Here is a 21,794-nt window from a genome sequence, read left to right as displayed (position 1 = left end):
CCCGTCCACCGCCGCAGACAGCCAAAAGGCGCTTTCACGCCAGGCGACCGACAGCAACACGGAGAACCGTTGGCCACATGTTAGCGATCCGTTGGTGCGACCTGATGTGATCACTTCATCGGATCTGGCCCGACGGTGCGCGCGTACAACGCGTTGCTCGGGGGAGTGTCGCCGCCGCGGCCGGGTCCGGGGACACAAGAGGGCCCCCGGTCGGCAGAGGTGAGCGACCGGGGCCCTCGTCCCTCTCGCGCGGCTCAGCTCCGCCGGTTCTCCTTGCGGCGTACGAACTTCAGCCCCGACCAGTCCTCCCCCAACGCGGCCACCTTCACATCCACCAGGCCCAACGGCAGGAACACCTCCCGCAACGCGTCCTCGGTGATGTCGCTGTCCTGCCCGGCCGCCCGGCGCGGCCAGGCGATCCACACCATGGCCCCGTCCTCCAGCTCGGCGGCCACCCGCCGCGCCTCCTTCGCCAGCAGGGCCCGCTCCCGGTAGAACGCCACGGTCACATCCGCCCCCGCCGGCCCCCCGGCCTCCACCTCGCAGCCCTCCGGCAGCCCGGGAATCCCCCACCCCGGCGGTCCGTGCCGCACCCGCACCCGCTGCCCCGCCTTCACCCCGACCTTCCGCGCGAGCGGCGTGCCCGAGTACCCACCGGCTCCACTCATGCGCACCGCTCTTCCCGCCCGGAACAACAAGAAACCCCAGGTCAGTTTCTTCTGACCTGGGGTTTACAGTGGAGCCGCCTTCGGGATTCGAACCCGAGACCTACGCATTACGAGTGCGTTGCTCTGGCCATCTGAGCTAAGGCGGCGCGCTGTCCGCACTATGGTGCGATCAGCAACGTCGGTAAGTCTACACAGTTTCCCGGGGTGCTTCGTACCGGCTCCGGAGGAGGGGGTTCGCGGGCCGGGGCAGGGCTATGAGCAGCGCTTGCCGTCCGCGGGCGGGGTGCCGCGCAGGAGGTAGGCGTTGATCGCGGAGTCGATGCAGGCGCTGCCGCGGCCGTACGCGGTGTGGCCGTCGCCGTCGTAGGTGACCAGGCGGGCGGAGGAGAGCTGGCGGGCGAGGGAGCGCGCCCAGCGGTAGGGGGTGGCCGGGTCGCGGGTGGTGCCGACCACGACGATGGGCGCCGCGCCCCTCGCCTCGATGCGGTGGGGCTCACCGGTCGGGGCGACCGGCCAGTACGCGCAGGTCAGCGCCGCCCAGGCGAGCCCCTCACCGAACACCGGGGACGCCTCCTCGAAGGTGCCTAGCGACTCGCGGACCCGCTCGGGGCCGTCGAAGGCGGGCGGCAGGTCGAGGCAGTTCACGGCGGCGTTGGCGTACATCAGGTTCGAGTAGTCGCCGCCGGCGTCGCGCTCGTAGTAGCTGTCGGAGAGCATCAGCAGACCCGCGCCGTCGTTCTCCCGCATCGCCGACGTGAGCGCCTCACGCAGCTGCTCCCAGCTGCCCTCGTCGTACATCGCCGCGATCACGCCGGTGGTGGCCAGCGCCTCGCCGAGCCTGCGCCCTTCGGCGTCACCGGCCGGGATCGGCCGCGCGTCCAGCCTCCCGAAGAACGCCTTCAGCGCGCGCCCGGCCTCCTCGGGCGTCGTGCCGGTGCCGCCCAGCGGGCAGTCCGGCTGCCGCAGGCAGTCCTTCACGAACGCCCGGAACGCCGTCTCGAAGCCGGCCGTCTGATCCAGGCTCAGCCGCCGCGCGGGCAGCGACGGGTCCATCGCGCCGTCCAGCACCAGCCGCCCGGCTCGCTCCGGGAACAGCCCGGCGTAGGTCGCCCCGAGGAACGTGCCGTACGACGCCCCCACATACGTCAGCCTCTTGTCGCCCAGCACCGCCCGCACGATGTCCATGTCCCGCGCCGCCTCGACGGTGGACAGATGCCGCAGCAGCTTCGGCGCGTCCGCCCCACAGCCCTCCGCGAACTCCTTGTACGCGTCGACGAGCGTGTCCACCTCCTTGTCGTCGTCGGGTGTGAGGTCCGTCTGCGTGTAGGCGTCCATGTCCGTCCCGTTCAGGCACCTGACGGGCTCGCTGCGGGCCACGCCCCGCGGGTCCACGGCCACCATGTCGTAGCGGGCGCGGACCTCGGCCGGGTAGCCGATCCCCGCGTACGCCTGCAGGTAGCCCACCGCCGAGCCACCCGGCCCGCCCGGGTTCACCAGCAGGGAGCCCAGCCGCTCCCCCGGCCCCGTGGCCTTCCTCCGGGCGACCGCCAGCCGTACGTCGCCCCGGCCCGGCTCGGCGTAGTCCAGCGGCACCCGCACCGTGGTGCACTGGAAGCCGGGCACCCCGCAGGCACGCCAGCTCGGCCGCTGCCCGTAGTACGGCGCCAGCGCGGCCGGTGTGGCCCGGGGCAGCGCCGCCAGCCCGGCCTGCGCGGCCGCGGGCGACGTCCCGGGCGCGCTGCCCGCGGAGCAGGCCGAGACGAGCAGGGCCGCGGCGGCGAGGAGGCCGGCGGCGGTGCGGGACCTGCGGTGCGCGGGGGTACGGGAGCTGCGGACGGAGCGCCTTGAGTGCATTCACCGAGCGTAACTCCGTGCGTTCAGGCAAATGCTCTCCGTGTCCGGCATGCCGCTTACGAGTGATCGCCGTCAATCGGCGATGACGTCTGGGAGCGGGCGCCGCCCAGGGGCGGGAGACGCGCCGGCGTCAGATCGCCAGCGTCAGATGAGGTGCGCCCGGGCGGGAGGGCGGCGCGCCGCCGTCAGATGAGCTGCGCCGGGCCGAGAGGCGCCGCGCCGGATGGCGTGCGCCCCGGCGGGAGACGCACCGCGTCAGATGACGGGTGCCCCGGGGGGCGCGCCACCGTCAGATGACCTGCGCCCGGGCGAGAGTCGCGCCGCGTCAGACCTGCGCCCGGCGAGAGTCGCGCCGCGTCAGACCTGCGCCCGGGCGAGAGTCGCGCCGCGTCAGACCTGCGCCCGGGCGAGAGTCGCGTCGCGCCCGGCGAGAGACGCGCCGCGTCAGCCGGATCTCAGTGCCATGGTCATCGCCTCCACCGCCAGCAGGGGCGCCACGTTGCGGTCCAGCGCGTCGCGGCAGGCGCTGATGGCCTCGATGCGGCGCAGGGTGGACTCCGGGGTGCCGGAACGGGCCAGGCGCTCCAGGACGTCCTCGGCGTCGGTGTTGGCCAGGGCCACGCGCGAGCCCAGCTGGAGGGCGAGGACGTCGCGGTAGAAGGCGGTGAGGTCGGTCAGGGCCAGGTCGAGGCTGTCGCGCTGGGTGCGCGTTCTGCGGCGCTTCTGCTTGTCCTCCAGGTCCTTCATCACCCCGGCCGTACCGCGCGGCATCCGGCCGCCCTGGGCCGCGCCCAGTGCCGCCTTCAGCTCCTCGGTCTCCTTGGCGTCGAGCTCCTCGGCGAGCTGCTTGGCGTCCTCGGCGGCGGCGTCGACCAGCTCCTGCGCGGCTCTGAGCGCACCGCCGATCTCCTCGACGCGCAGCGGCAGCTTCAGCACCGCGGCCCGGCGCTCCCGCGCGGCCGGATCGGTGGCCAGGCGGCGGGCCCGGTCGACATGGCCCTGGGTGGCAAGGGACACCGCGGCGGCGACCTCGGGCTCGATGCCCTCGCGCCGTACGAGCATGTCGGCCACCGCCTCCACCGAGGGCGTGCGCAGGTTCAGGTGGCGGCAGCGGGAGCGGATGGTGGGCAGGACGTCCTCCAGGGAGGGCGCGCACAGCAGCCACACCGTGCGCGGGGCGGGTTCCTCCACTGCTTTCAGGACGGCGTTCGCCGACTTCTCGTTCAGCCGCTCGGCGTCCTCGACGAGGATCACCTGCCAGCGGCCGGTCGCGGGTGACGTGAACGACTTGCGGACCGTGTCGCGCATGTCGTCGGCGAGGATCTGCGTGCCCACGGCGGCGACCGTGGTGACGTCGGCATGCGTGCCGATCAGCGCGGTGTGGCAGCCGTCGCAGAACCCGCAGCCGGGGACCCCGCCGAGGGCGCGGTCGGGGCTCACGCACTGCAGGGCCGCGGCGAACGCCCGCGCCGTCTGCGTACGGCCCGCTCCGGGCGGGCCCGTGAACAGCCAGGCGTGCGTCATCTTCGACGCCTCCGGCGGCGGGGCGCCGGTGGTGGCCGCGGTGACCAGGGCGTCGGCGTCCCGGGCAGCGGCGGCGAGCTGCTCGCTCACCTTCTCCTGCCCGACCAGGTCGTCCCACACGGTCATGGGTCACCCCGCCCTTTCGTCACGCTTCGTGTTGCTGCCTCCATTGTGGGGGCACCCACTGACAACGGAGCCCGGCAGTGGCGTCCGGCAGTGGCGTCCGGCAGCCGCGGCACGGCGGCAGGGGCTCCCGGTCAGTCCGGTACCGCACGGCAGCGGGAGACCTGACGACAGGATCAGGCCCCGGCCGGAACCTCCCGGGCTCCCGGGCTCCCGGGCTCCCGGGCTCCCGGGCTCAGCCTCGGCGGCCCCGGCCGCCCCGGCCACGACCGCGGCCGTCGCGGTCCGTGTCGTCCTCGTCGTCCCGCGGACCCAGCAGCTCGTCCGCCAGCGTCGGCAGGTCGTCCAGCGGCGTCTCCTCGGCCCAGTCGGACCGCGGCCGGCGACGCGGCGCACCGTCGGGGCCGACCTGCGGCAGCTCCCGCGTGCGGTCCTGCGTACCGTCGGGCCGGTCCTCCGGCCGGTCGCCCGGTCGCTCGCCCGGCCGCTCGCCCGGCCGCTCGTCCCGGAAGAACCCCGGCGGAACCCGGTCCGCCGGATCGCTGCCCGGCACCTGCGGCAGCACGGCAGTCTCGTCCGCCGCGCCCGGCACGACGGGCGGCAGCACGGCCGTCTCGTCCGCGGCACCCGGCGCGACCGGTGGCAGCACCGCCGTCTCGTCGGCCGCGCCCTGCGGGACCGGCGGCTGCGGCAGCTCGGCCGTCACCTCGGAGTCGGACACGGCGGCCGACGAGGTGCCGGAGGAGCCGGAGGCCCTGGCGTCGTCCCGCACGGGACGCAGTACGGCCGTGTCCTCAGCCGAACGCGGCGTACGGGAGGTACGAGAGGAGTCAGCGGAACCCGGCGACCGTGCCGCCCGAGCCTCCTCCGGCGTCACCACCGGCGTGGGCACGGTCACCGCGTCCGGCGACCCGGCCGGGGGCGCCGGCGCCTTGGGGCCCGCCGCCGCGGCGGCCGCGGCCTGTTCGGCGGCCCGGCGGGCCTGCTCGGCCTTCAGCAGGGCCTCCTCGGCCTTGCGCTGCTTCTCCAGCCGCCGCGCCTCGGCCTCGGCGTGCAGCCGGGCCTCCTCCTCGGCCTGCTTGCGGCGCCGCTCCTCCTCGGCCTGGCGGCGGGCCTCCGCCTCGGCACGGGCCTTCTCCTCGGCGAGCAGCCGCTGACGCTCCTCCTCGGCCCGGCGGGCCGCCTCCTCGGCGCGCCGGCGGGCCTCCTCCGCCTGGCGTTCGGCCTCGCGGCGCCGGGCCTCCTCAAGCTCGCGCCGCTTGCGCTCCTCCTCCTCGGCGCGCAGCTTGGCGAGCTGCTCCTGGCGCTCGCGCTCCAAGCGCTCCTCCTCGGCCTTGCGGGCGGCCTCTTCCTCGGCCTTCCTGCGGGCCTCCTCCTCGGCCTTGCGGCGCGCCTCCTCGCGGGCCTGGATCTCGGCCTCGGACAGCGGCAGCATCTGGTCGAGGCGGGCCCGGATCACGGCGGTGACGCCCTCGGGCTCCTGCCCGGCGTCCACGACGAGGTAGCGGCCGGGGTCGGCGGCGGCCAGCGTGAGGAAACCGGAGCGCACACGCGCGTGGAACTCGGCCGGCTCCGACTCCAGCCGGTCCGGCGCCTCGGTGAACCGCTCGCGCGCGGTCTCCGGCGACACGTCGAGCAGCACGGTCAGGTTCGGCACGAGCCCGTTCGTCGCCCAGCGCGAGATCCGTGCGATCTCGGTCGGCGACAGATCACGGCCGGCGCCCTGGTAGGCCACCGAGGAGTCGATGTACCGGTCGCTGATCACCACCGCGCCGCGCTCCAGGGCGGGCCGTACGACGGTGTCGACGTGCTCCGCGCGGTCGGCCGCGTACAGCAGCGCCTCCGCGCGGTGCGACAGCCCGGCCGAGGACACGTCCAGCAGGATCGACCGCAGCCGCTTGCCGACGGGCGTGGCACCCGGCTCGCGCGTGAGGACGACCTCGTGGCCCTTGGCCCTGATCCACTCGGCGAGCGCCTCGGCCTGGGTGGACTTGCCCGCGCCGTCGCCGCCCTCCAGGGCGATGAAGAAGCCGGCCGCGGCGGGCGCCTGCACGGGGTCGTCGCCGCCGAGCAGCGCGTCGCGCAGGTCGTGCCGCAGCGGGACGCCCGAGCGGTCGTCGAGCTTGGCCAGCACCAGCGCGGCCACCGGCAGCAGCAGCGCGCCGACCAGCATCAGGGTGAAGGCGGCCCCGCCGTGCGCGAACACGAACTTGCCGTTCTCCAGCCGGTGCGGTCCGATCAGCGCCGCCACCACGGGCGCGATCAGCGCGCCGAGCGCCACGAAGACGCGGACCACCGCGTGCAGATGCCCGGTCGTGCGCGTGCGGCGGGCCTCCTCCACCTCCTGGTCGAGCAGCGCGTGCCCGATGTTGGCGGTCATGCCCGCGCCGACGCCCGCCAGACCGACGATCAGCACCACGGTGGCGACATCCGGGACGAGGCCCGCGGCCAGCAGCGCCACGCCGGTGAAGGCCGTCGCCAGCGCCAGCATGCGGCGCCGCGACAGGGAGACCAGCGCCTTGGGCGCCGTACGGATACCGACGACGACTCCGCCGGTCAGCGCCAGCACCAGCAGGCCGTACGTCACCGGACCGCCGCCCAGGTCCTTGGCGTGCAGCACCGCCACGGCGACGGCGGCCGCCACCGCGCCCGCGACGGCGGCGCAGGTGAGCACCAGCAGCGGGAGGGCGCCGGTACGGCCCTTGTCGGCGCCGTCGCCGGTACGCGGCCGGCGCAGCCCCTCAAGCGGCGACCGCGCGCGCGGGGTGCGCGCGGCGGGCAGCTCCAGGAAGGTGACCACGGAAAGGGACGCGGCGAAGAGCCCGGCCGCGACGTAACTGGCGAGGGCCGCCTGGTGCTGGGCGAACCAGTCGATGCCCGAGCCCAGGAGGTTGTTCAGCAGCGCCGCGGTGACGAGCCCGGCGGCCGCGAGCGGGATCGCCACGAAGGACGTGCGCAGCGACAGCCGGCGCAGGGCGTCCATGTGGTCGGGCAGCGGCCTTACGGTCGCGCCCTCCGGCGGCGGGGCGGGCAACAGCGCGGGGGCCGCGCCCTCCCGGCACACCGTCCACAGGCGCTCGGCGACACCGGTGAGGAAGACGGTGACGATGAGGGCGGCCAGGGCGTTGTCCGGCGTCCAGTCGATCCACAGGGGGGCGACGATCAGCAGCACCGCCCGCACCCCGTCCGCGCCGACCATGGTCCAGCGGCGATCGAGCGGGCCGTCCTTGGAGGTGAGGGAGTTCAGCGGTCCGAGCAGGACCGCGCCGAACAGGAGCGTCGCGAGGACGCGCGCCGCGAAGACGGTCGCCACTGCGAACGCCACGCCCCGGTAGCCACCGCCGAAGGAGCCTTCGGTGATCGCCGCCTGGAGGGCGAGGAGGACAAGCACCAGCAGGGCGAGGGTGTCGCCGACACCTCCCACCAGCTGGGCGCTCCACAGCCGCTTCAACTGCGGTGTGCGCAGCAGGGCGCGGACGGCGCGCTCGCGGGAGTCCGCGACCAGGGCGTCGTCGGGGGCGGGATGGTGGGCCGTTGGCTGCTCGGCTCGCGTCATGCGTTCAGCCTATCGGGACGCACCGACACTCCGGGGCGGCGCCCGAACGTGCGAGCGCCCCGGCACCACAGCGGTACCGGGGCGTTCGCTCAGCGAACGGACGGCGGCTCCACGCCGCCCTCGGACAACCCTTGCGTGACGGTCCTTCTCGAGCTGTCGAGAACTGTCGAAGACCTGGGGAAGACCAGTGGAAGACCTCAGTCCTCGGAGGACGTCTTGGCGGCGGTCGCCTTCTTGGCCGTGGTCGCCTTCTTGGCCGTGGTCGTCTTCTTGGTCGCCGTGGTCTTCTTGGCCGCTGTCTTCTTCGCAGCCGTCGTCTTCTTGGCGGGGGCCTTCTTCGCTGCGGCCTTCTTCGCCGTCTTCTTGGCGGGCGCCTTGGCCCGCTTCTCGGCGAGCAGCTCGAAGCCGCGCTCCGGGGTGATCGTCTCGACGCTGTCGCCGGAGCGCAGGGTCGCGTTGGTCTCCCCGTCGGTGACGTACGGGCCGAAGCGGCCGTCCTTGACCACGACCGGCTTCTCGCTCACCGGGTCGGTGCCCAGCTCCTTCAGCGGCGGCTTGGCCGCCGCGCGACCGCGCTGCTTGGGCTGGGAGTAGATCTCCAGCGCCTCTTCGAGCGTGATCGTGAAGAGCTGCTCCTCTGACTGCAGCGAACGCGAGTCCGTGCCCTTCTTCAGGTACGGCCCGTAGCGGCCGTTCTGCGCGGTGATCTCCTGGCCCTCGGCGTCCGTGCCGACGACGCGCGGCAGTGACATCAGCTTGAGCGCGTCGTCCAGCGTGACCGTGTCCAGCGACATCGACTTGAACAGCGAGGCCGTGCGCGGCTTGACCGCGTTCTTGCCGGTCTTCGGGGTGCCCTCGGGGAGCACCTCGGTGACGTACGGGCCGTAGCGGCCGTCCTTGGCGATGATCTGGTGCCCGGTCGCCGGGTCGGTGCCCAGCTCGAAGTCGCCGCTGGGCTTGGCCAGCAGCTCCTCGGCCAGCTCGACCGTCAGCTCGTCGGGCGCCAGGTCCTCCGGGATGTCGGCGCGCTGGTGCTGCTCGGTGTCCTTCTCGCCGCGCTCGATGTACGGGCCGTAGCGGCCGACGCGGAGCACGATGTCGTTGCCCACCGGGAACGACGACACCTCGCGCGCGTCGATCGCGCCCAGGTCGGTCACCAGCTCCTTGAGGCCGCCGAGGTGGTCCCCGTCGCCGTTGCCCGCCTCGGCGGCGCCGCCGATGCCGTTGGCCTCGCCGAAGTAGAAGCGCTTCAGCCACGGCACGGACTGGGCCTCGCCGCGGGCGATGCGGTCGAGGTCGTCCTCCATCTTGGCGGTGAAGTCGTAGTCGACGAGCCGCCCGAAGTGCTTCTCCAGGAGGTTGACCACCGCGAAGGACAGGAAGGACGGCACCAGGGCCGTGCCCTTCTTGAAGACGTAGCCGCGGTCGAGGATCGTGCCGATGATCGACGCGTACGTCGACGGGCGGCCGATCTCGCGCTCCTCCAGCTCCTTGACCAGCGACGCCTCGGTGTAGCGGGCCGGGGGCTTGGTGGAGTGGCCGTCGGCGGTGATCTCCTCGGCGCTGAGCCGGTCGCCCTCGCCGACCTGCGGCAGCCGGCGCTCGCGGTCGTCGAGCTCGGCGTTCGGGTCGTCGGCGCCCTCGACGTAGGCCTTCAGGAAGCCGTGGAAGGTGATCGTCTTACCGGACGCGCTGAACTCGACGTCCCGGCCGTCGGCGGCGGTGCCGGCGATCTTGACGGTGACGGAGTTGCCCGTGGCGTCCTTCATCTGGGAGGCGACGGTCCGCTTCCAGATCAGCTCGTACAGCTTGAACTGGTCGCCGGTCAGCCCGGTCTCGGCAGGCGTGCGGAAACGATCACCCGAGGGGCGGATCGCCTCGTGCGCCTCCTGCGCGTTCTTGACCTTCCCGGCGTAGGTGCGCGGGGCGTCCGGCAGGTAGTCGGCGCCGTACAACTGCGTGACCTGGGCGCGGGCGGCGGCGACCGCGGTGTCCGACAGCGTCGTGGAGTCCGTACGCATGTAGGTGATGAAGCCGTTCTCGTACAGCTTCTGGGCGACCTGCATCGTCGCCTTGGCGCCGAAGCCCAGCTTGCGCGACGCCTCCTGCTGGAGCGTCGTCGTACGGAACGGGGCGTACGGCGAGCGGCGGTACGGCTTGGACTCCACCGACCGCACGGAGAACTGCGTGTTCTCCAGGGCGGTGACGAGGGCGCGGGCGTTGGCCTCGTCGAGGTGGAGGGTGTTCGCGCTCTTCAGTTGTCCCACGGAGTCGAAGTCGCGGCCCTGCGCGACCCGACGGCCGTCGACGGTCTGCAGGCGTGCGACCAGCGACGACGGGTCCGACGGGTCTCCCGCGCGGCCGGTCGCGAAGGTGCCCGTCAGGTCCCAGTACTCAGCAGAACGAAACGCGATGCGCTCGCGTTCCCGCTCGACCACGAGACGTGTCGCGACGGACTGGACGCGGCCCGCCGACAGCTTCGGCATGACCTTCTTCCACAGCACCGGCGAGACCTCGTAGCCGTAGAGACGGTCGAGGATGCGGCGGGTCTCCTGCGCGTCGACGAGCTTCTGGTTGAGCTGGCGCGGGTTGGCCACGGCGGCCTGGATCGCGGACTTGGTGATCTCGTGGAAGACCATCCGCTTGACCGGGACCTTGGGCTTGAGCACCTCCTGCAGGTGCCAGGCGATGGCCTCGCCCTCGCGGTCCTCATCGGTGGCGAGGTAGAGCTCGTCGGACTCCTTCAGCAGGTCCTTGAGCTTCTTTACCTGGGCCTTCTTGTCGGCGTTGACGACGTAGATCGGCTCGAAGTCGTGCTCGACGTCGACGCCGAGGCGGCGGACCTCGCCGGTGTACTTCTCCGGCACCTCCGCGGCACCGTTCGGAAGGTCGCGGATGTGCCCGACGCTCGCCTCGACGATGTATCCGGGGCCGAGATAGCCCTTGATCGTCTTCGCCTTGGCAGGCGACTCGACGATGACGAGTCGGCGGCCGCCCTTCGCGGTCTCGCTGGTCGGGGACAACTTCGCTCTTCTCTCCGGTCGACGCTGGGGCCTCCCCAGGCCTTGCTCCCGGGGTCGGGTGGTGACGCTGCGGAGTGTGACGGTACATCCCGCCCCCGTGTCAAACGGGAAAAGCCCGCAACGGCCACTCGAACGGTAACCCGACTACCGCCCTTCCTGCCGCCCGGAGTGTCCGGCGGCTCACTCGGGGCGTTCCGGAACCCGTCCTCCCTATTACTGCGGACCCGTCGCTTCCGCGACCCCCGCACGACACGTCCCGGACACCTCCCGGAGCCCTCCCCGACGCCCCGGACCTGGGCCTACGCCACCACCGGACCGGTGCCTTCCGCATCGCGGGCCATCGCCCCGAGCCGACAGGGCAACCCCCGCTCGCGAGCACCCGCCCTCTCATATTCGAGTGAAGCACCACACGCCGACGGCCACCGCGAGCAGTGCCACGACACCCGAGACAGTGGCCGACACCACGGGTCGCACCCCGTCCGCCACCGGCTCCCCACGCCGCATCCGCGCCGCCGTCCATGCCAGCAGGCCACCGCCGAACAGGGCGAACACCCCTCCCGCGAAGATCGCCGGTCCGCTCTCCATGGCCGCCGCGCCCCTTTTCTCCCGTACCGCAGTGCCGGTCGCCGCGACACTGGCACGCGCGGGCTGCCTACAGACGAACCCGAGGTGAACGAGCGGCCGACACGACGGTGCGCCTGCCCGGCACGGGCGCCGCCCGGCGGGGGGCGGCGCTGGGAGGCCGGGCGACCCGACGGGCGGCTGGCCGGCGGCTCCCCAGGTCCGGGCCGCCTGCCGGTGCCACCGAGATCGACGTGAACTCGTCGTACCGCCAGGCCGAATCCCGGAAGTCGTGTGAGAGGCCTGAGGCCAAGGAGACGGAGAGACCCGTAAGTGAATCCCGTGACTCCCGTGAATCGCGGAAGTCGCGGATCGCGGTGGCGCCGGCCGGACGCCACCGGTCACCGACCGGAGGCCAGACGGCAGGGACCGGGGACAGACGGCAACCGCCGGACGACAGGTCACCGACCGCAGGCCAGGCGGCACCGACCAGAGGCCACACGGCATCGACCGCAGGCCACACGGCGCCGACCGGAGGCCAGACGGCAACCGTCGGAGGCCGGGCGTCACCAGGCCCCCGGCCTCAGGTCAACCGCCGCAGCTCGCCCGCACCGCCCGCGTCAGGCCCCCGGCTCCAGGAAGCCCTGCTCGACCAGCAGCCGGATCTGTGCGGGCGTACGGTCGCGCAGCAGGACCGGGTCCTCGCCGACCAGCTGGGCGATGGCGTCCAGGATGCGGCCCGCGGTCAGCGTGCCGTCGCAGACGCCGGCGAAACCCGCGCCGACCGTGTCGACCTTGGTGGCGCGGCGCATACCGCGGTTCTGGCGCAGCACGACATGCTCGGGGTCCTCGGCGCCCGGCAGGCCGACCTGCTCCTGCACCACTTCGTGGGCGAGCCTGAAGCGGTCCTCGAGCAGCGCCGCGTCATCGCGTCCGCGCAAGTAGTCGAGGCGCTCGAAGTGCGCGCGCACGGTGTCGCCGAGCGGCTGCTCGACCGGGTGCGGCCACTCCTCCACGGTGACCGAGGGCACGGCCGCGTCCGTCCTGCGCAGGGTGATCCAGCCGAACCCGACGGACCTGACCTTGCGCGCCTCGAACTCGTCCAGCCACGCGTCGTACCGCGCCTGGTACTCGCCCTGGTCGCCGCGGTGGTCACCGGCGTCCCGGAGCCACAGCTCGGCGTACTGAGTGACGTCCTGCACCTCGCGCTGCACGATCCAGGCATCGCACCCGCGCGGCACCCATGACCTGAGTCTGTCCTGCCAGTCCTCCCCTTCCACGTGCTGCCAGTTGGCGAGGAACTGCGCGAACCCGCCCTCGTTCAGCCGTTCCCCTGCCCCTTGAACGAGCGAGCGGCACAGATCGTCCCCGGACATGCCGCCGTCCCGGTACGTCAGCCGGGCGCCCGGCGAGATCACGAACGGCGGGTTGGAGACGATCAGGTCGTACGTCTCGTCCTCCCGCAGCGGCTCGAACAGCGAGCCCTCCCGCAGATCGGCGGCGGGGGCGCCGGACAGCGCCAGAGTGAGCGCGGTGATGTGCAGGGCACGCGGGTTGAGGTCGGTGGCCGTCACGCGCGTGGCGTGCTGGGCGGCGTGCAGCGCCTGGATGCCGGAGCCGGTGCCGAGGTCCAGCGCGGAGGCGACGGGGGTGCGGACGGTGATGCCGGCGAGGGTCGTGGAGGCGCCTCCGACGCCGAGGACGACTCCCTCGTGCCGGCTGCCGATGCCACCGGCCCCGCCGACGGCACAGCCCAGGTCGGAGACGATGAACCAGTCCTCGCCGCCGGGTCCGCCGTACGGCCGTACGTCGACGGTCGCGGCGACCTCGTCGTCGCCGGCCGGCACCATCCACCCGCTGTCCAGGCACTCCGCGACGGGCAGGACGCCCTCCACGCGCGTGTGCGGTACCGGCTGCTGGAGCAGGAACAGCCGGGTCAGCAGCTCCAGCGGCGTGTCGCCCCTGGTGGCCCGCAGCGCGGGCACGGTCTCGCTGCGGGCGAGGGCCGCGTAGGCGGGGGCGCCGAGCAGTTCGAGCAGCCCGTCGGCGGTGAAGTCCGCCGCGAGCAGGGCGTCACGCAGCCGTACGGCGACGTCGGCGCGGTCGGCGGAGGGCAGGGGGGACAGGGTGGCTTCACTCACGTCCCCATTGTGACGGCCCTCCGCCGAAGGCTCAGCTCCTCGGTCTCCGCCGAAGGCCCAGCTGCTCGGTCTCCGCCGGAGCCTCAGCTCCTCGGCCTACCGCCGAAGGCTCGGCTCCTCGCGCCCGTCAGCTCTTCGTCGCCGGGGCCGACGCGGGGGCGGAGGCGCGCTGGCAGCTCTCCTGCTTGGCCATCGCCTGGCCGACCTCGCCCTCCTCCAGATTGGTCAGGGCGTCGTTGCCGCTCTTGCTGAGCTTGTCCAGCTCGGTGGCGACGTCCTTGAGGCCATCGGCGAACTTCGCCTGGTCCTTGGTGTTCAGCGCGTCGACCTGCTTCTTCAGCGAGGCGTACGACGCGGAGATGGAGTTGAGCTCCTTGACCGCGTCCTGCTGCTTCTTCTCGCCGTTCTCCACGTCGGGTGCGCCGGCCTTGCTCACGGCGGCGCCGATCGCCTTGTAGGCGTCGGACATGTCCTGGAAGGCCTGCGAGTCGGCCTTCTGGACCTCCTCGGGAGTGCTGTTGTCCGAGGCTTCCTTCTTGATCGCGTTGTTGGCGGCCTCGATCTTCTTCGCCTGCGGCTGGACGGCGTCGCAGACCTGCTTGGCCCACTCGTTCAGCTTCTCGTCGCCGTCGTCGCTGCTGCATCCCGACAGCGCCAGTACCAGTACCGCACCGCCGGACAGTGCGGCCGCGAGCTTCTTGTTCACCGGATTGGTCCCTTCCATGGCTCTCGGCCCCGGAACATACACGCCAAACGGGCGACACCCGCATGATGAGCATCTACTTTGTCCACTATTGCAGCCATTTGCACCAGGCGAGAGAAGCCTCACGAAGAGACCGGCCGAAACGCGGGGACGGGCGGACAGCACGTCAATGCGTGCTGTCCGCCCGCCCCTTGGAGCAGGTGCCGTACGACGGGCTACGAAACCACCGCGGTGTCCGCCGACTTGGGCGAGGCGTCGGCCCCGTCCTCGTCGCCCATGGCGATCCCGCGCCGCTTGGAGACGTACACCGCGCCGACGATCACCACGAACGCCAGCGCCGCGATCAGGATGCGGACGCCGATGCTCTTGTCGTCGCCGTAGGAGAACTTGATGACGGCCGGCGCGATGAGCAGCGACACCAGGTTCATCACCTTCAGCAGCGGGTTGATGGCGGGTCCCGCGGTGTCCTTGAACGGGTCGCCGACGGTGTCGCCAATCACGGTCGCCGCGTGCGCCTCGCTGCCCTTGCCGCCGTGATGGCCGTCCTCCACCAGCTTCTTGGCGTTGTCCCAGGCGCCGCCGGAGTTGGCGAGGAACACCGCCATCAGGGTGCCCGCGCCGATCGCGCCCGCGAGATACGCGCCGAGCGCGCCGACGCCGAGCGTGAACCCGACGAAGATCGGCGCCATCACGGCGAGCAGTCCGGGCGTGGCGAGTTCCCGCAGGGCGTCCCTGGTGCAGATGTCGACGACCTTGCCGTACTCGGGTTTCTCGCTGTAGTCCATGATCCCCGGCCGCTCCCGGAACTGCCGGCGCACCTCGAAGACCACCGAACCCGCCGACCGCGACACGGCGTTGATCGCCAGCCCCGAGAAGAGGAAGACGACCGCGGCGCCCGCGATGAGGCCGACGAGGTTGTTGGGCTGGGAGATGTCCATCGACAGCGTCATCGCCGAGCCCTCACCGCCGAGTTTCTCGCCCACGTCCCGCGCGCCGGTGATGATCGCGTCGCGGTACGACCCGAAGAGCGCGGACGCCGCGAGCACGGCGGTGGCGATGGCGATGCCCTTGGTGATGGCCTTGGTGGTGTTGCCGACGGCGTCGAGATTGGTGAGCACCTGCGCGCCCGCGCCCTCGACGTCCCCGGACATCTCGGCGATGCCCTGGGCGTTGTCGGAGACCGGTCCGAAGGTGTCCATGGCGACGATGACACCGACCGTGGTGAGCAGGCCGGTGCCGGCGAGCGCCACCGCGAACAGCGCCAGCATGATCGACGTACCGCCGAGCAGGAAGGCACCGTAGACGCTCAGGCCGATCAACAGCGCGGTGTAGACGGCCGATTCGAGCCCGACGGAGATGCCGGCGAGGACGACGGTGGCCGGTCCGGTGAGGGAGGTCTTGCCGATGTCCCGCACCGGACGGCGGTTGGTCTCGGTGAAGTAGCCGGTCAACTGCTGGATGACGGCGGCCAGCAGGATGCCGATGGCGACCGCGACGAGCGCCAGGATCCGCGGGTCGCCGTCCTTGCCCTGGATCGCCGCGTCGGTGATCCCGTCGAGGTCGGCGTACGAGCCCGGGAGGTAGACGAAGACGGCCGCGGCGACGAGGACGAGGGAGATCACCGCGGAGACGAAGAAGCCCCGGTTGATCGCGGACATGCCGCTGCGGTCGGCCCGGCGCGGGGCGACCGCGAAGATGCCGATCATGGCCGTGATCACGCCGATGGCGGGCACGAGCAGCGGGAAGGCGAGCCCGGAGTCACCGAAGGCCGCCTTGCCGAGGATCAGCGCGGCGACCAGCGTCACGGCGTACGACTCGAAGAGGTCGGCCGCCATGCCGGCGCAGTCGCCGACGTTGTCACCCACGTTGTCGGCGATGGTCGCGGCATTGCGCGGGTCGTCCTCCGGGATGCCCTGCTCGACCTTGCCGACCAGGTCGGCGCCGACGTCGGCGGCCTTGGTGAAGATGCCGCCGCCGACACGCATGAACATCGCGATGAGTGCGGCACCGAGACCGAATCCCTCGAGCACCTTCGGCGCGTCGGCCGCGTACACCAGCACCACGCAGGAGGCACCCAGCAGGCCGAGCCCCACCGTGAACATGCCGACCACGCCGCCCGTGCGAAAAGCGATCTTCATGGCTTTGTGCGAGACCTCGGTGAGATCCTTTTCCGGTTCGCCTTCCGCTGGTGTCGCCTCCCGCGCCGCGGCCGCGACGCGCACATTGCTGCGAACGGCCAGCCACATGCCGATATAGCCGGTGGCCGCCGAGAACGCCGCTCCGATCAAGAAGAACACCGATCGCCCGGCACGCTGATTCCAGTCGTCCGCGGGCAGCAGCATGAGCAGGAAGAACACAACCACGGCGAATACGCCGAGCGTGCGCAGCTGCCGGGCCAGATAGGCGTTGGCGCCTTCCTGGACCGCCGCCGCGATCTCCTTCATGCTGTCGGTGCCCTCGCCCGCCGTGAGCACCTGGCGCAACAACATCCCCGCGACCACCAGGGCGGCCAGCGCAACGGCCGCGATGACCACCACGAGGACGCGGTTCCCGTCGGTCAGGACTGCGGCTGCGAAGGCTGTGGAGTGATCCAGCTGATGAGGGGTAGAAAGCCCCGCCATTCGTCCTCCTTGACGCTTGGGCTGAGCTCAAGATGTGGACGGATTGTAGGTACCGGAACCTGATCAAAACAGTGCGCGGTAATCGGAATTTGCATTCAAGCAGTAATGGCCCGAAGGCATTCCACTTGATCCAATTTCTCGGACGCTCCGGCAGGCCCGAGATCGTGAATGAATTCACGAAAAGCAACGCCGGGAACAGTACGGATCGGTAGGAACTCCTGACGCAACCACTGTAGGCGGGGGCACTGACAGCCGCACACGCACGCGCACGCAGAGGGACGCCTCGCACACGCCGTGCACCCGTGCACCCATGCACCCATGCACCCGCATCGCCCCGCACACGCAGTAGGGCCCCGCCGTGGCGGGGCCCTGGGAGCGCGTACGGGGTCTGTCAGACCAGGTCCGGAGGCGTCAGCGGGGGCTGTGCGGCCGGCCAGGTCATCTTGATCTGGCCGCCGTGCTCCCCGGCGGTGACCTCCACGTCGTCGACGAGGCCGCTGATGACCGCGAGGCCCATCTCGTCCTCCTCGGCGTCGGCGTCGTCGCCGGCGGCGCCGGGTGCCCGGTCACCGGGGGCCGAACGGGGCGCCTCGTCGCCGACCTCGATGGAGAACTGCTTCTCCTCCTCGATCAGCAGCACCTTCACCGGCGCGGTGATCCCGGAACTCTGGTGCAGCCCGACAGCGCGCGTACACGCCTCGCCGACGGCGAGTCTGACCTCGTCCAGGACGGCCTCGTCCACTCCGGCCCTGCGTGCCACCGCGGCCGCCACCAGCCGGGCGGTCCGCACGTGCTCGGGCAGCGCGCTGAAGCGGAGTTCGACGGTGGCCATGCATCCCCCTCGAAAAACTACGGGCGTGCGGTCGGGGGCCGGGCGCCGAACGCCCGGCCCCCCGGTTGAACTGTGGCCGTGCCGGGCCGCGCGGGCCCGGCACCGGTGGTCAGTCGGTGGCCGCCACCGCTTCCTCGACCGAGGTGTGGATCGGGAACACCTTGGTCAGGCCGGTGATGCGGAAGATCTTCAGAATGCGCTCCTGGTTGCACACCAGGCGCAACGAGCCCTCATGGGCACGGACGCGCTTGAGACCGCCGACCAGCACGCCGAGACCGGTGGAGTCGAGGAAGTCCACGCCCTCCATGTCGACGACGAGGTGGAAACTCCCGTCGTTCACCAGCTCGACCAGCTGCTCGCGCAGCTTGGGCGCGGTATATACGTCGATTTCGCCACCGACCTCGACGACCGTACGATCGCCGACGGTACGGGTCGACAGGGACAGGTCCACGGATCCTCCAGCACCTTGCTATCGAGCGGTCGCCCCTTGGGGCACTCGGCTTGAAGCCCCCAGGACGGTTCGCCAGCCGCGATGGCATTCAATCACTTACCGGCAGGCGTGCACGACGCCTTGAGCCCATTGTCCGTCACGCCGGTGACACACTCGGTGCCGATGGCCAAGAATCACCGATCCGATCGACCCTCGACGGACCCCGCACTCAACCCGCGCCCGAGCACGGTCCTGGACCGGCTCGCCTCGGGTCCGAGCCGGGCCGCGCGCATCACTCATACGGAGCACTTGCCCCCGCGAGAGGGCCGCCATGCCGTCTGGCCTGATCGAATTCGGGCGGAGGTGATCGCGGCCGTCCGCGCGGCCGGCATCGAGCACCCCTGGGAGCACCAGGCGCGGGCCGCGGAGCACGCCCTGGACGGCGATTCGGTGGTCGTGGCCACCGGCACCGCCTCCGGCAAGTCGCTGGCCTATCTGGCCCCCGTGCTCTCCGCCCTTCTGGACGGCTCCGAGGCCCCGAACGGCCGCGGCGCCACCGCCCTGTACCTCGCCCCCACCAAGGCCCTCGCCGCCGACCAGTGCCGCGCCGTGCGCGCCCTCGCGCAGCCTCTGGGAAACGCCGTGCGCGCCGCGGTGTACGACGGGGATACTCCGTTCGAGGAACGCGAGTGGATCCGCCAGTACGCCAACTACGTCCTGACCAACCCGGACATGCTGCACCGCGGCATACTCCCGTCCCACCCGCGCTGGTCCTCCTTCCTGAAGTCGCTGAAGTACGTCGTCATCGACGAGTGCCACACCTATCGCGGTGTCTTCGGCTCCCATGTCGCCCAGGTGCTGCGCCGACTGCGCCGACTGTGCGCGCGCTACGGCGCGTCCCCGGTCTTCCTCCTCGCCTCGGCGACCGCCGCCGAGCCGGCCGTCGCCGGGCGCCGCCTGACCGGGCTGCCGGTGGTGGAGGTCGCCGACGACGCCTCCCCGCGCGGTGAACTGGTGTTCGCGCTGTGGGAGCCACCTCTCACGGATCTCCAGGGCGAGAAGGGAGCGCCGGTACGCCGTACGGCCACCGCCGAGACGGCCGACCTGCTCACCGATCTCACCCTTCAGGGCGTCCGCAGCGTCGCCTTCGTCCGCTCCCGGCGTGGCGCCGAGCTGATCTCGGTGATCACCCAGGAGCGGCTGGCCGAGATCGACCGCTCCCTGGCCCGGCGTGTCGCGGCCTACCGCGGCGGCTACCTCCCGGAGGAGCGCCGCGCCCTCGAACGGGCGCTGCACTCCGGCGAGCTCATCGGCCTCGCCGCGACCACCGCCCTGGAGCTCGGTGTGGACGTCTCCGGCCTGGACGCCGTCCTGATCGCCGGCTACCCCGGCACGCGCGCCTCCCTGTGGCAGCAGGCCGGCCGCGCGGGCCGCTCCGGGCAGGGCGCCCTGGCCGTTCTGATCGCCCGCGACGACCCGCTGGACACGTATCTGGTCCACCACCCCGAGGCCCTGTTCGACCGGCCGGTCGAGTCGACCGTCCTCGACCCCGACAACCCCTACGTGCTCGCCCCGCACCTGTGCGCGGCCGCCGCGGAGATCCCGCTGGTGGAGGAGGACCTCGAACTGTTCGGGCCCGCCTCGGCCGACCTTCTGCCGCAGCTGGAGGCCGCCAAGCTGCTGCGCCGCCGTACGAAGGCATGGCACTGGACGCGCCGGGAGCGGGCCGCCGACCTCGCCGACATCCGCGGCGAGGGCGGCAGCCCCGTGCAGATCGTCGAGGCCGGCACCGGCCGCCTGCTCGGCACGGTCGACGCCGGCTCCGCCCACGCCACCGTCCACGAGGGCGCCGTCCACCTCCACCAGGGCCGCACGTATCTCGTCCGCTCCCTCGACCTGGACGACTCGGTCGCCCTGGTCGAGGAGGCGAACCCGCCGTACTCCACCGTCGCCCGCGACACCACCGCCATCTCCGTCCTGGAGACGGACACCGAGATCCCGTGGGGCGACGGCCGCCTCTGCTACGGCTCCGTCGAAGTCACCAACCAGGTCGTCTCCTTCCTGCGCCGCCGCCTCATGACCGGCGAGGTGCTCGGCGAGACCAAGCTCGACCTCCCTCCCCGTACGCTGCGCACCCGCGCGGTGTGGTGGACGGTCACCGAGGATCAACTGGACGAGGCCCGGATCAACCCGGAGATCCTCGGGGGCGCCCTGCACGCCGCCGAGCACGCCTCGATCGGCATGCTGCCGCTCTTCGCGACCTGCGACCGCTGGGACATCGGCGGCGTGTCCATCCCCCTCCACCCCGACACCCTGCTGCCCACGGTCTTCGTCTACGACGGCCACCCGGGCGGCGCGGGCTTCGCCGAGCGCGCCTTCCACACCGCCCGCGCCTGGCTCACCGCCACCCGCGAGGCCATCGCCTCCTGCGAGTGCGACGCCGGCTGCCCGTCCTGCATCCAGTCCCCCAAGTGCGGCAACGGCAACGACCCGCTGCACAAGCGGGGCGCTGTGCGGCTGCTGACGGTGCTGCTGCGGGGGGCTCCGCCCGAGAAGCCGCGGGAGACGGAGGGTCCCGGAGAGGCGCGAGGGCCCCACGAAGCGGAGGCGGGCGCAGAAGGACCTGGCCCCTTGCAGGGCGCGCCCCCGGCAGAGGGCAGCTGAGGGCGGCCAGGGACCCGCTGCCGGTCTCCAGAGGGTTCGCACCCACGGCCCGGCGGGAGTCAGGGCCCGCGCCCCGCAGGCGGCCGCTGAGGGCCGCTGAGGGCGTCTCAGCGCGCGAGGGTCCACCCCGCGGGGCCCGCGCGGGATCTGATCTCCGCCGAGAACGGGCCCCGCGCGGACGCCGCCGTCACGTCCGAGATCTGACCGTCCAGGGCGCATCGCACCAGCCGTACGCCTTGGGCGCGGGCGACCCGGGCGGCGTGTTCGCAGGCCGCCGTGGTGCCCTGCGGCCACCGGTCGGCCGCGGCCAGCGCCGCCAGGTCGGCACCGCGTGCCGCGTGCTGCCGCACGACGACGGCCTGCCCGAGGGCGAGCACGAGGCCGAAGACGGCACACAGCACGGCGATCGCCCCGACGCTCCACACGGTGGCCGATCCCCGGTCGGAGCCGCCCGCCCTCACGACCCCACCCCCACCGTCTCCTCCGCCGCTGCCACGGCCTCCTCCCGTACCTCGAACGGCAGGCCGGTCAGGGCACGTGGTCCGGCCGCCACGACGACACGAACGAGATCACCCTCCCGGGTGACCGTCACCCGCGCACCTGGCGGAGCCGCGCCCCGCGCCGCTTCCACGACCGCGTCCTCGGGGTCCTGCCGAGCCGCCGCCCGGGCGCCCGTCCTGGCCGCGTCCATGCACTGGATCTGCGCCACCACGACGAGCAGCCCCCACACGAGCGCCAGCGCGAACATCACCAGCACCGGCAGCACCACCGCCGACTCCGCCGTCACGAACCCCCGGTCCGACCGCCGCTCACGCGCCCTCATCGAGGGCCCTCTTCACGATCGCCTGCAGTTCCGCCGTGATCTGCCCGCTGGTGACGACCTTGTAGAGCACCACCGCGAAGGCGGCCGCCGCGACGATGCCCAGCGCGTACTCCGACGTCACCATCCCCGCGTCCCGCCGCCGCGCCCGGTACCAGCCGCGCATTCCCCACACCAGGGCTCCCAGCCGTGCCCCGACCTTTGCGTACATCTCGACCTCCGTGAGTTTCCGTTCCTTGAACCGCTGCCACTGCCGCTGTCACTGCCACTGCTC

At 72.3% G+C, this 21,794-nt stretch carries 15 protein-coding genes and 1 tRNA gene; 1 reads left to right on the top strand and 15 read right to left on the bottom strand.

From position 1 onward, the window contains the following. Positions 1–254 precede the first annotated feature (254 nt). From ACIGXJ_RS12205 to bldG, 12 genes are all read right to left on the bottom strand, one after another. Positions 255–668, bottom strand: a complete 414-nt coding sequence (locus ACIGXJ_RS12205; protein WP_399643494.1) for a DUF3052 family protein — start codon at positions 666–668, stop codon at positions 255–257. 69 nt (positions 669–737) lie between these two features. Further along, positions 738–814: transfer RNA gene (locus ACIGXJ_RS12200), tRNA-Thr, on the bottom strand. Positions 815–920: 106 nt separating this feature from the next. Continuing rightward, a complete protein-coding gene (locus ACIGXJ_RS12195; protein WP_399643492.1) occupies positions 921–2,522 on the bottom strand; it encodes an alpha/beta hydrolase in 1,602 nt (533 codons plus the stop codon). 444 nt (positions 2,523–2,966) lie between these two features. Beyond that, the gene (locus tag ACIGXJ_RS12190) at positions 2,967–4,172 is read right to left on the bottom strand and encodes a DNA polymerase III subunit delta' (protein WP_399643490.1); all 1,206 of its coding nucleotides are present in this window, start codon (positions 4,170–4,172) and stop codon (positions 2,967–2,969) included. 232 nt (positions 4,173–4,404) lie between these two features. Further along, on the bottom strand, positions 4,405–7,725 hold the full coding sequence (gene tmk, locus ACIGXJ_RS12185) for a dTMP kinase (RefSeq protein ID WP_399643489.1): 3,321 nt from the start codon (positions 7,723–7,725) through the stop codon (positions 4,405–4,407). Between the two features lie 197 nt (positions 7,726–7,922). Beyond that, complete coding sequence (gene topA / locus ACIGXJ_RS12180; protein WP_399643487.1) at positions 7,923–10,748, bottom strand: type I DNA topoisomerase; 2,826 nt, start codon at positions 10,746–10,748, stop codon at positions 7,923–7,925. Positions 10,749–11,135: 387 nt separating this feature from the next. Continuing rightward, a complete protein-coding gene (locus tag ACIGXJ_RS12175) occupies positions 11,136–11,333 on the bottom strand; it encodes a hypothetical protein (RefSeq protein WP_399643486.1) in 198 nt (65 codons plus the stop codon). A 596-nt stretch (positions 11,334–11,929) separates the two neighbouring features. Continuing rightward, positions 11,930–13,450 carry a methyltransferase gene (locus ACIGXJ_RS12170; protein WP_399643484.1) on the bottom strand — a complete coding sequence of 507 codons (1,521 nt, stop codon included), beginning with the start codon at positions 13,448–13,450 and terminating at the stop codon, positions 11,930–11,932. Positions 13,451–13,577: 127 nt separating this feature from the next. Beyond that, complete coding sequence (locus ACIGXJ_RS12165; RefSeq protein ID WP_399643482.1) at positions 13,578–14,174, bottom strand: small secreted protein; 597 nt, start codon at positions 14,172–14,174, stop codon at positions 13,578–13,580. A 194-nt stretch (positions 14,175–14,368) separates the two neighbouring features. Then, positions 14,369–16,774 carry a sodium-translocating pyrophosphatase gene (locus tag ACIGXJ_RS12160; RefSeq protein WP_399643480.1) on the bottom strand — a complete coding sequence of 802 codons (2,406 nt, stop codon included), beginning with the start codon at positions 16,772–16,774 and terminating at the stop codon, positions 14,369–14,371. 391 nt (positions 16,775–17,165) lie between these two features. Further along, positions 17,166–17,606: an ATP-binding protein gene (locus ACIGXJ_RS12155; RefSeq protein WP_399643478.1), complete on the bottom strand. Its 441-nt coding sequence runs from the start codon at positions 17,604–17,606 to the stop codon at positions 17,166–17,168. A 109-nt stretch (positions 17,607–17,715) separates the two neighbouring features. Next, positions 17,716–18,057 (bottom strand): anti-sigma factor antagonist BldG, encoded by a 342-nt coding sequence (gene bldG, locus ACIGXJ_RS12150; protein ID WP_003975386.1) that lies wholly within the window; start codon positions 18,055–18,057, stop codon positions 17,716–17,718. Positions 18,058–18,138: 81 nt separating this feature from the next. On the opposite strand from bldG, the gene ACIGXJ_RS12145 reads away from it, so the two are divergent. Further along, on the top strand, positions 18,139–20,700 hold the full coding sequence (locus tag ACIGXJ_RS12145) for a DEAD/DEAH box helicase (RefSeq protein ID WP_399643476.1): 2,562 nt from the start codon (positions 18,139–18,141) through the stop codon (positions 20,698–20,700). A 107-nt stretch (positions 20,701–20,807) separates the two neighbouring features. Here the strand turns inward: ACIGXJ_RS12145 and ACIGXJ_RS12140 are convergent, their stop codons facing one another. The 3 genes from ACIGXJ_RS12140 to ACIGXJ_RS12130 are packed head-to-tail and all read right to left on the bottom strand — an operon-like array spanning position 20,808 to position 21,731. Then, on the bottom strand, positions 20,808–21,161 hold the full coding sequence (locus ACIGXJ_RS12140) for an Rv3654c family TadE-like protein (RefSeq protein WP_399643474.1): 354 nt from the start codon (positions 21,159–21,161) through the stop codon (positions 20,808–20,810). Continuing rightward, positions 21,158–21,523, bottom strand: a complete 366-nt coding sequence (locus ACIGXJ_RS12135) for a TadE family type IV pilus minor pilin (RefSeq protein ID WP_399643472.1) — start codon at positions 21,521–21,523, stop codon at positions 21,158–21,160. Before ACIGXJ_RS12135 ends, ACIGXJ_RS12140 begins: the two co-directional genes overlap by 4 nt. Then, on the bottom strand, positions 21,510–21,731 hold the full coding sequence (locus tag ACIGXJ_RS12130; protein ID WP_399643470.1) for a DUF4244 domain-containing protein: 222 nt from the start codon (positions 21,729–21,731) through the stop codon (positions 21,510–21,512). Before ACIGXJ_RS12130 ends, ACIGXJ_RS12135 begins: the two co-directional genes overlap by 14 nt. Positions 21,732–21,794: the final 63 nt, after the last annotated feature.

This window comes from Streptomyces sp. NPDC053367 (assembly GCF_044545925.1).
Classification (GTDB): domain Bacteria; phylum Actinomycetota; class Actinomycetes; order Streptomycetales; family Streptomycetaceae; genus Streptomyces.
This window is presented reverse-complemented; position numbering and strand designations above follow the sequence as displayed.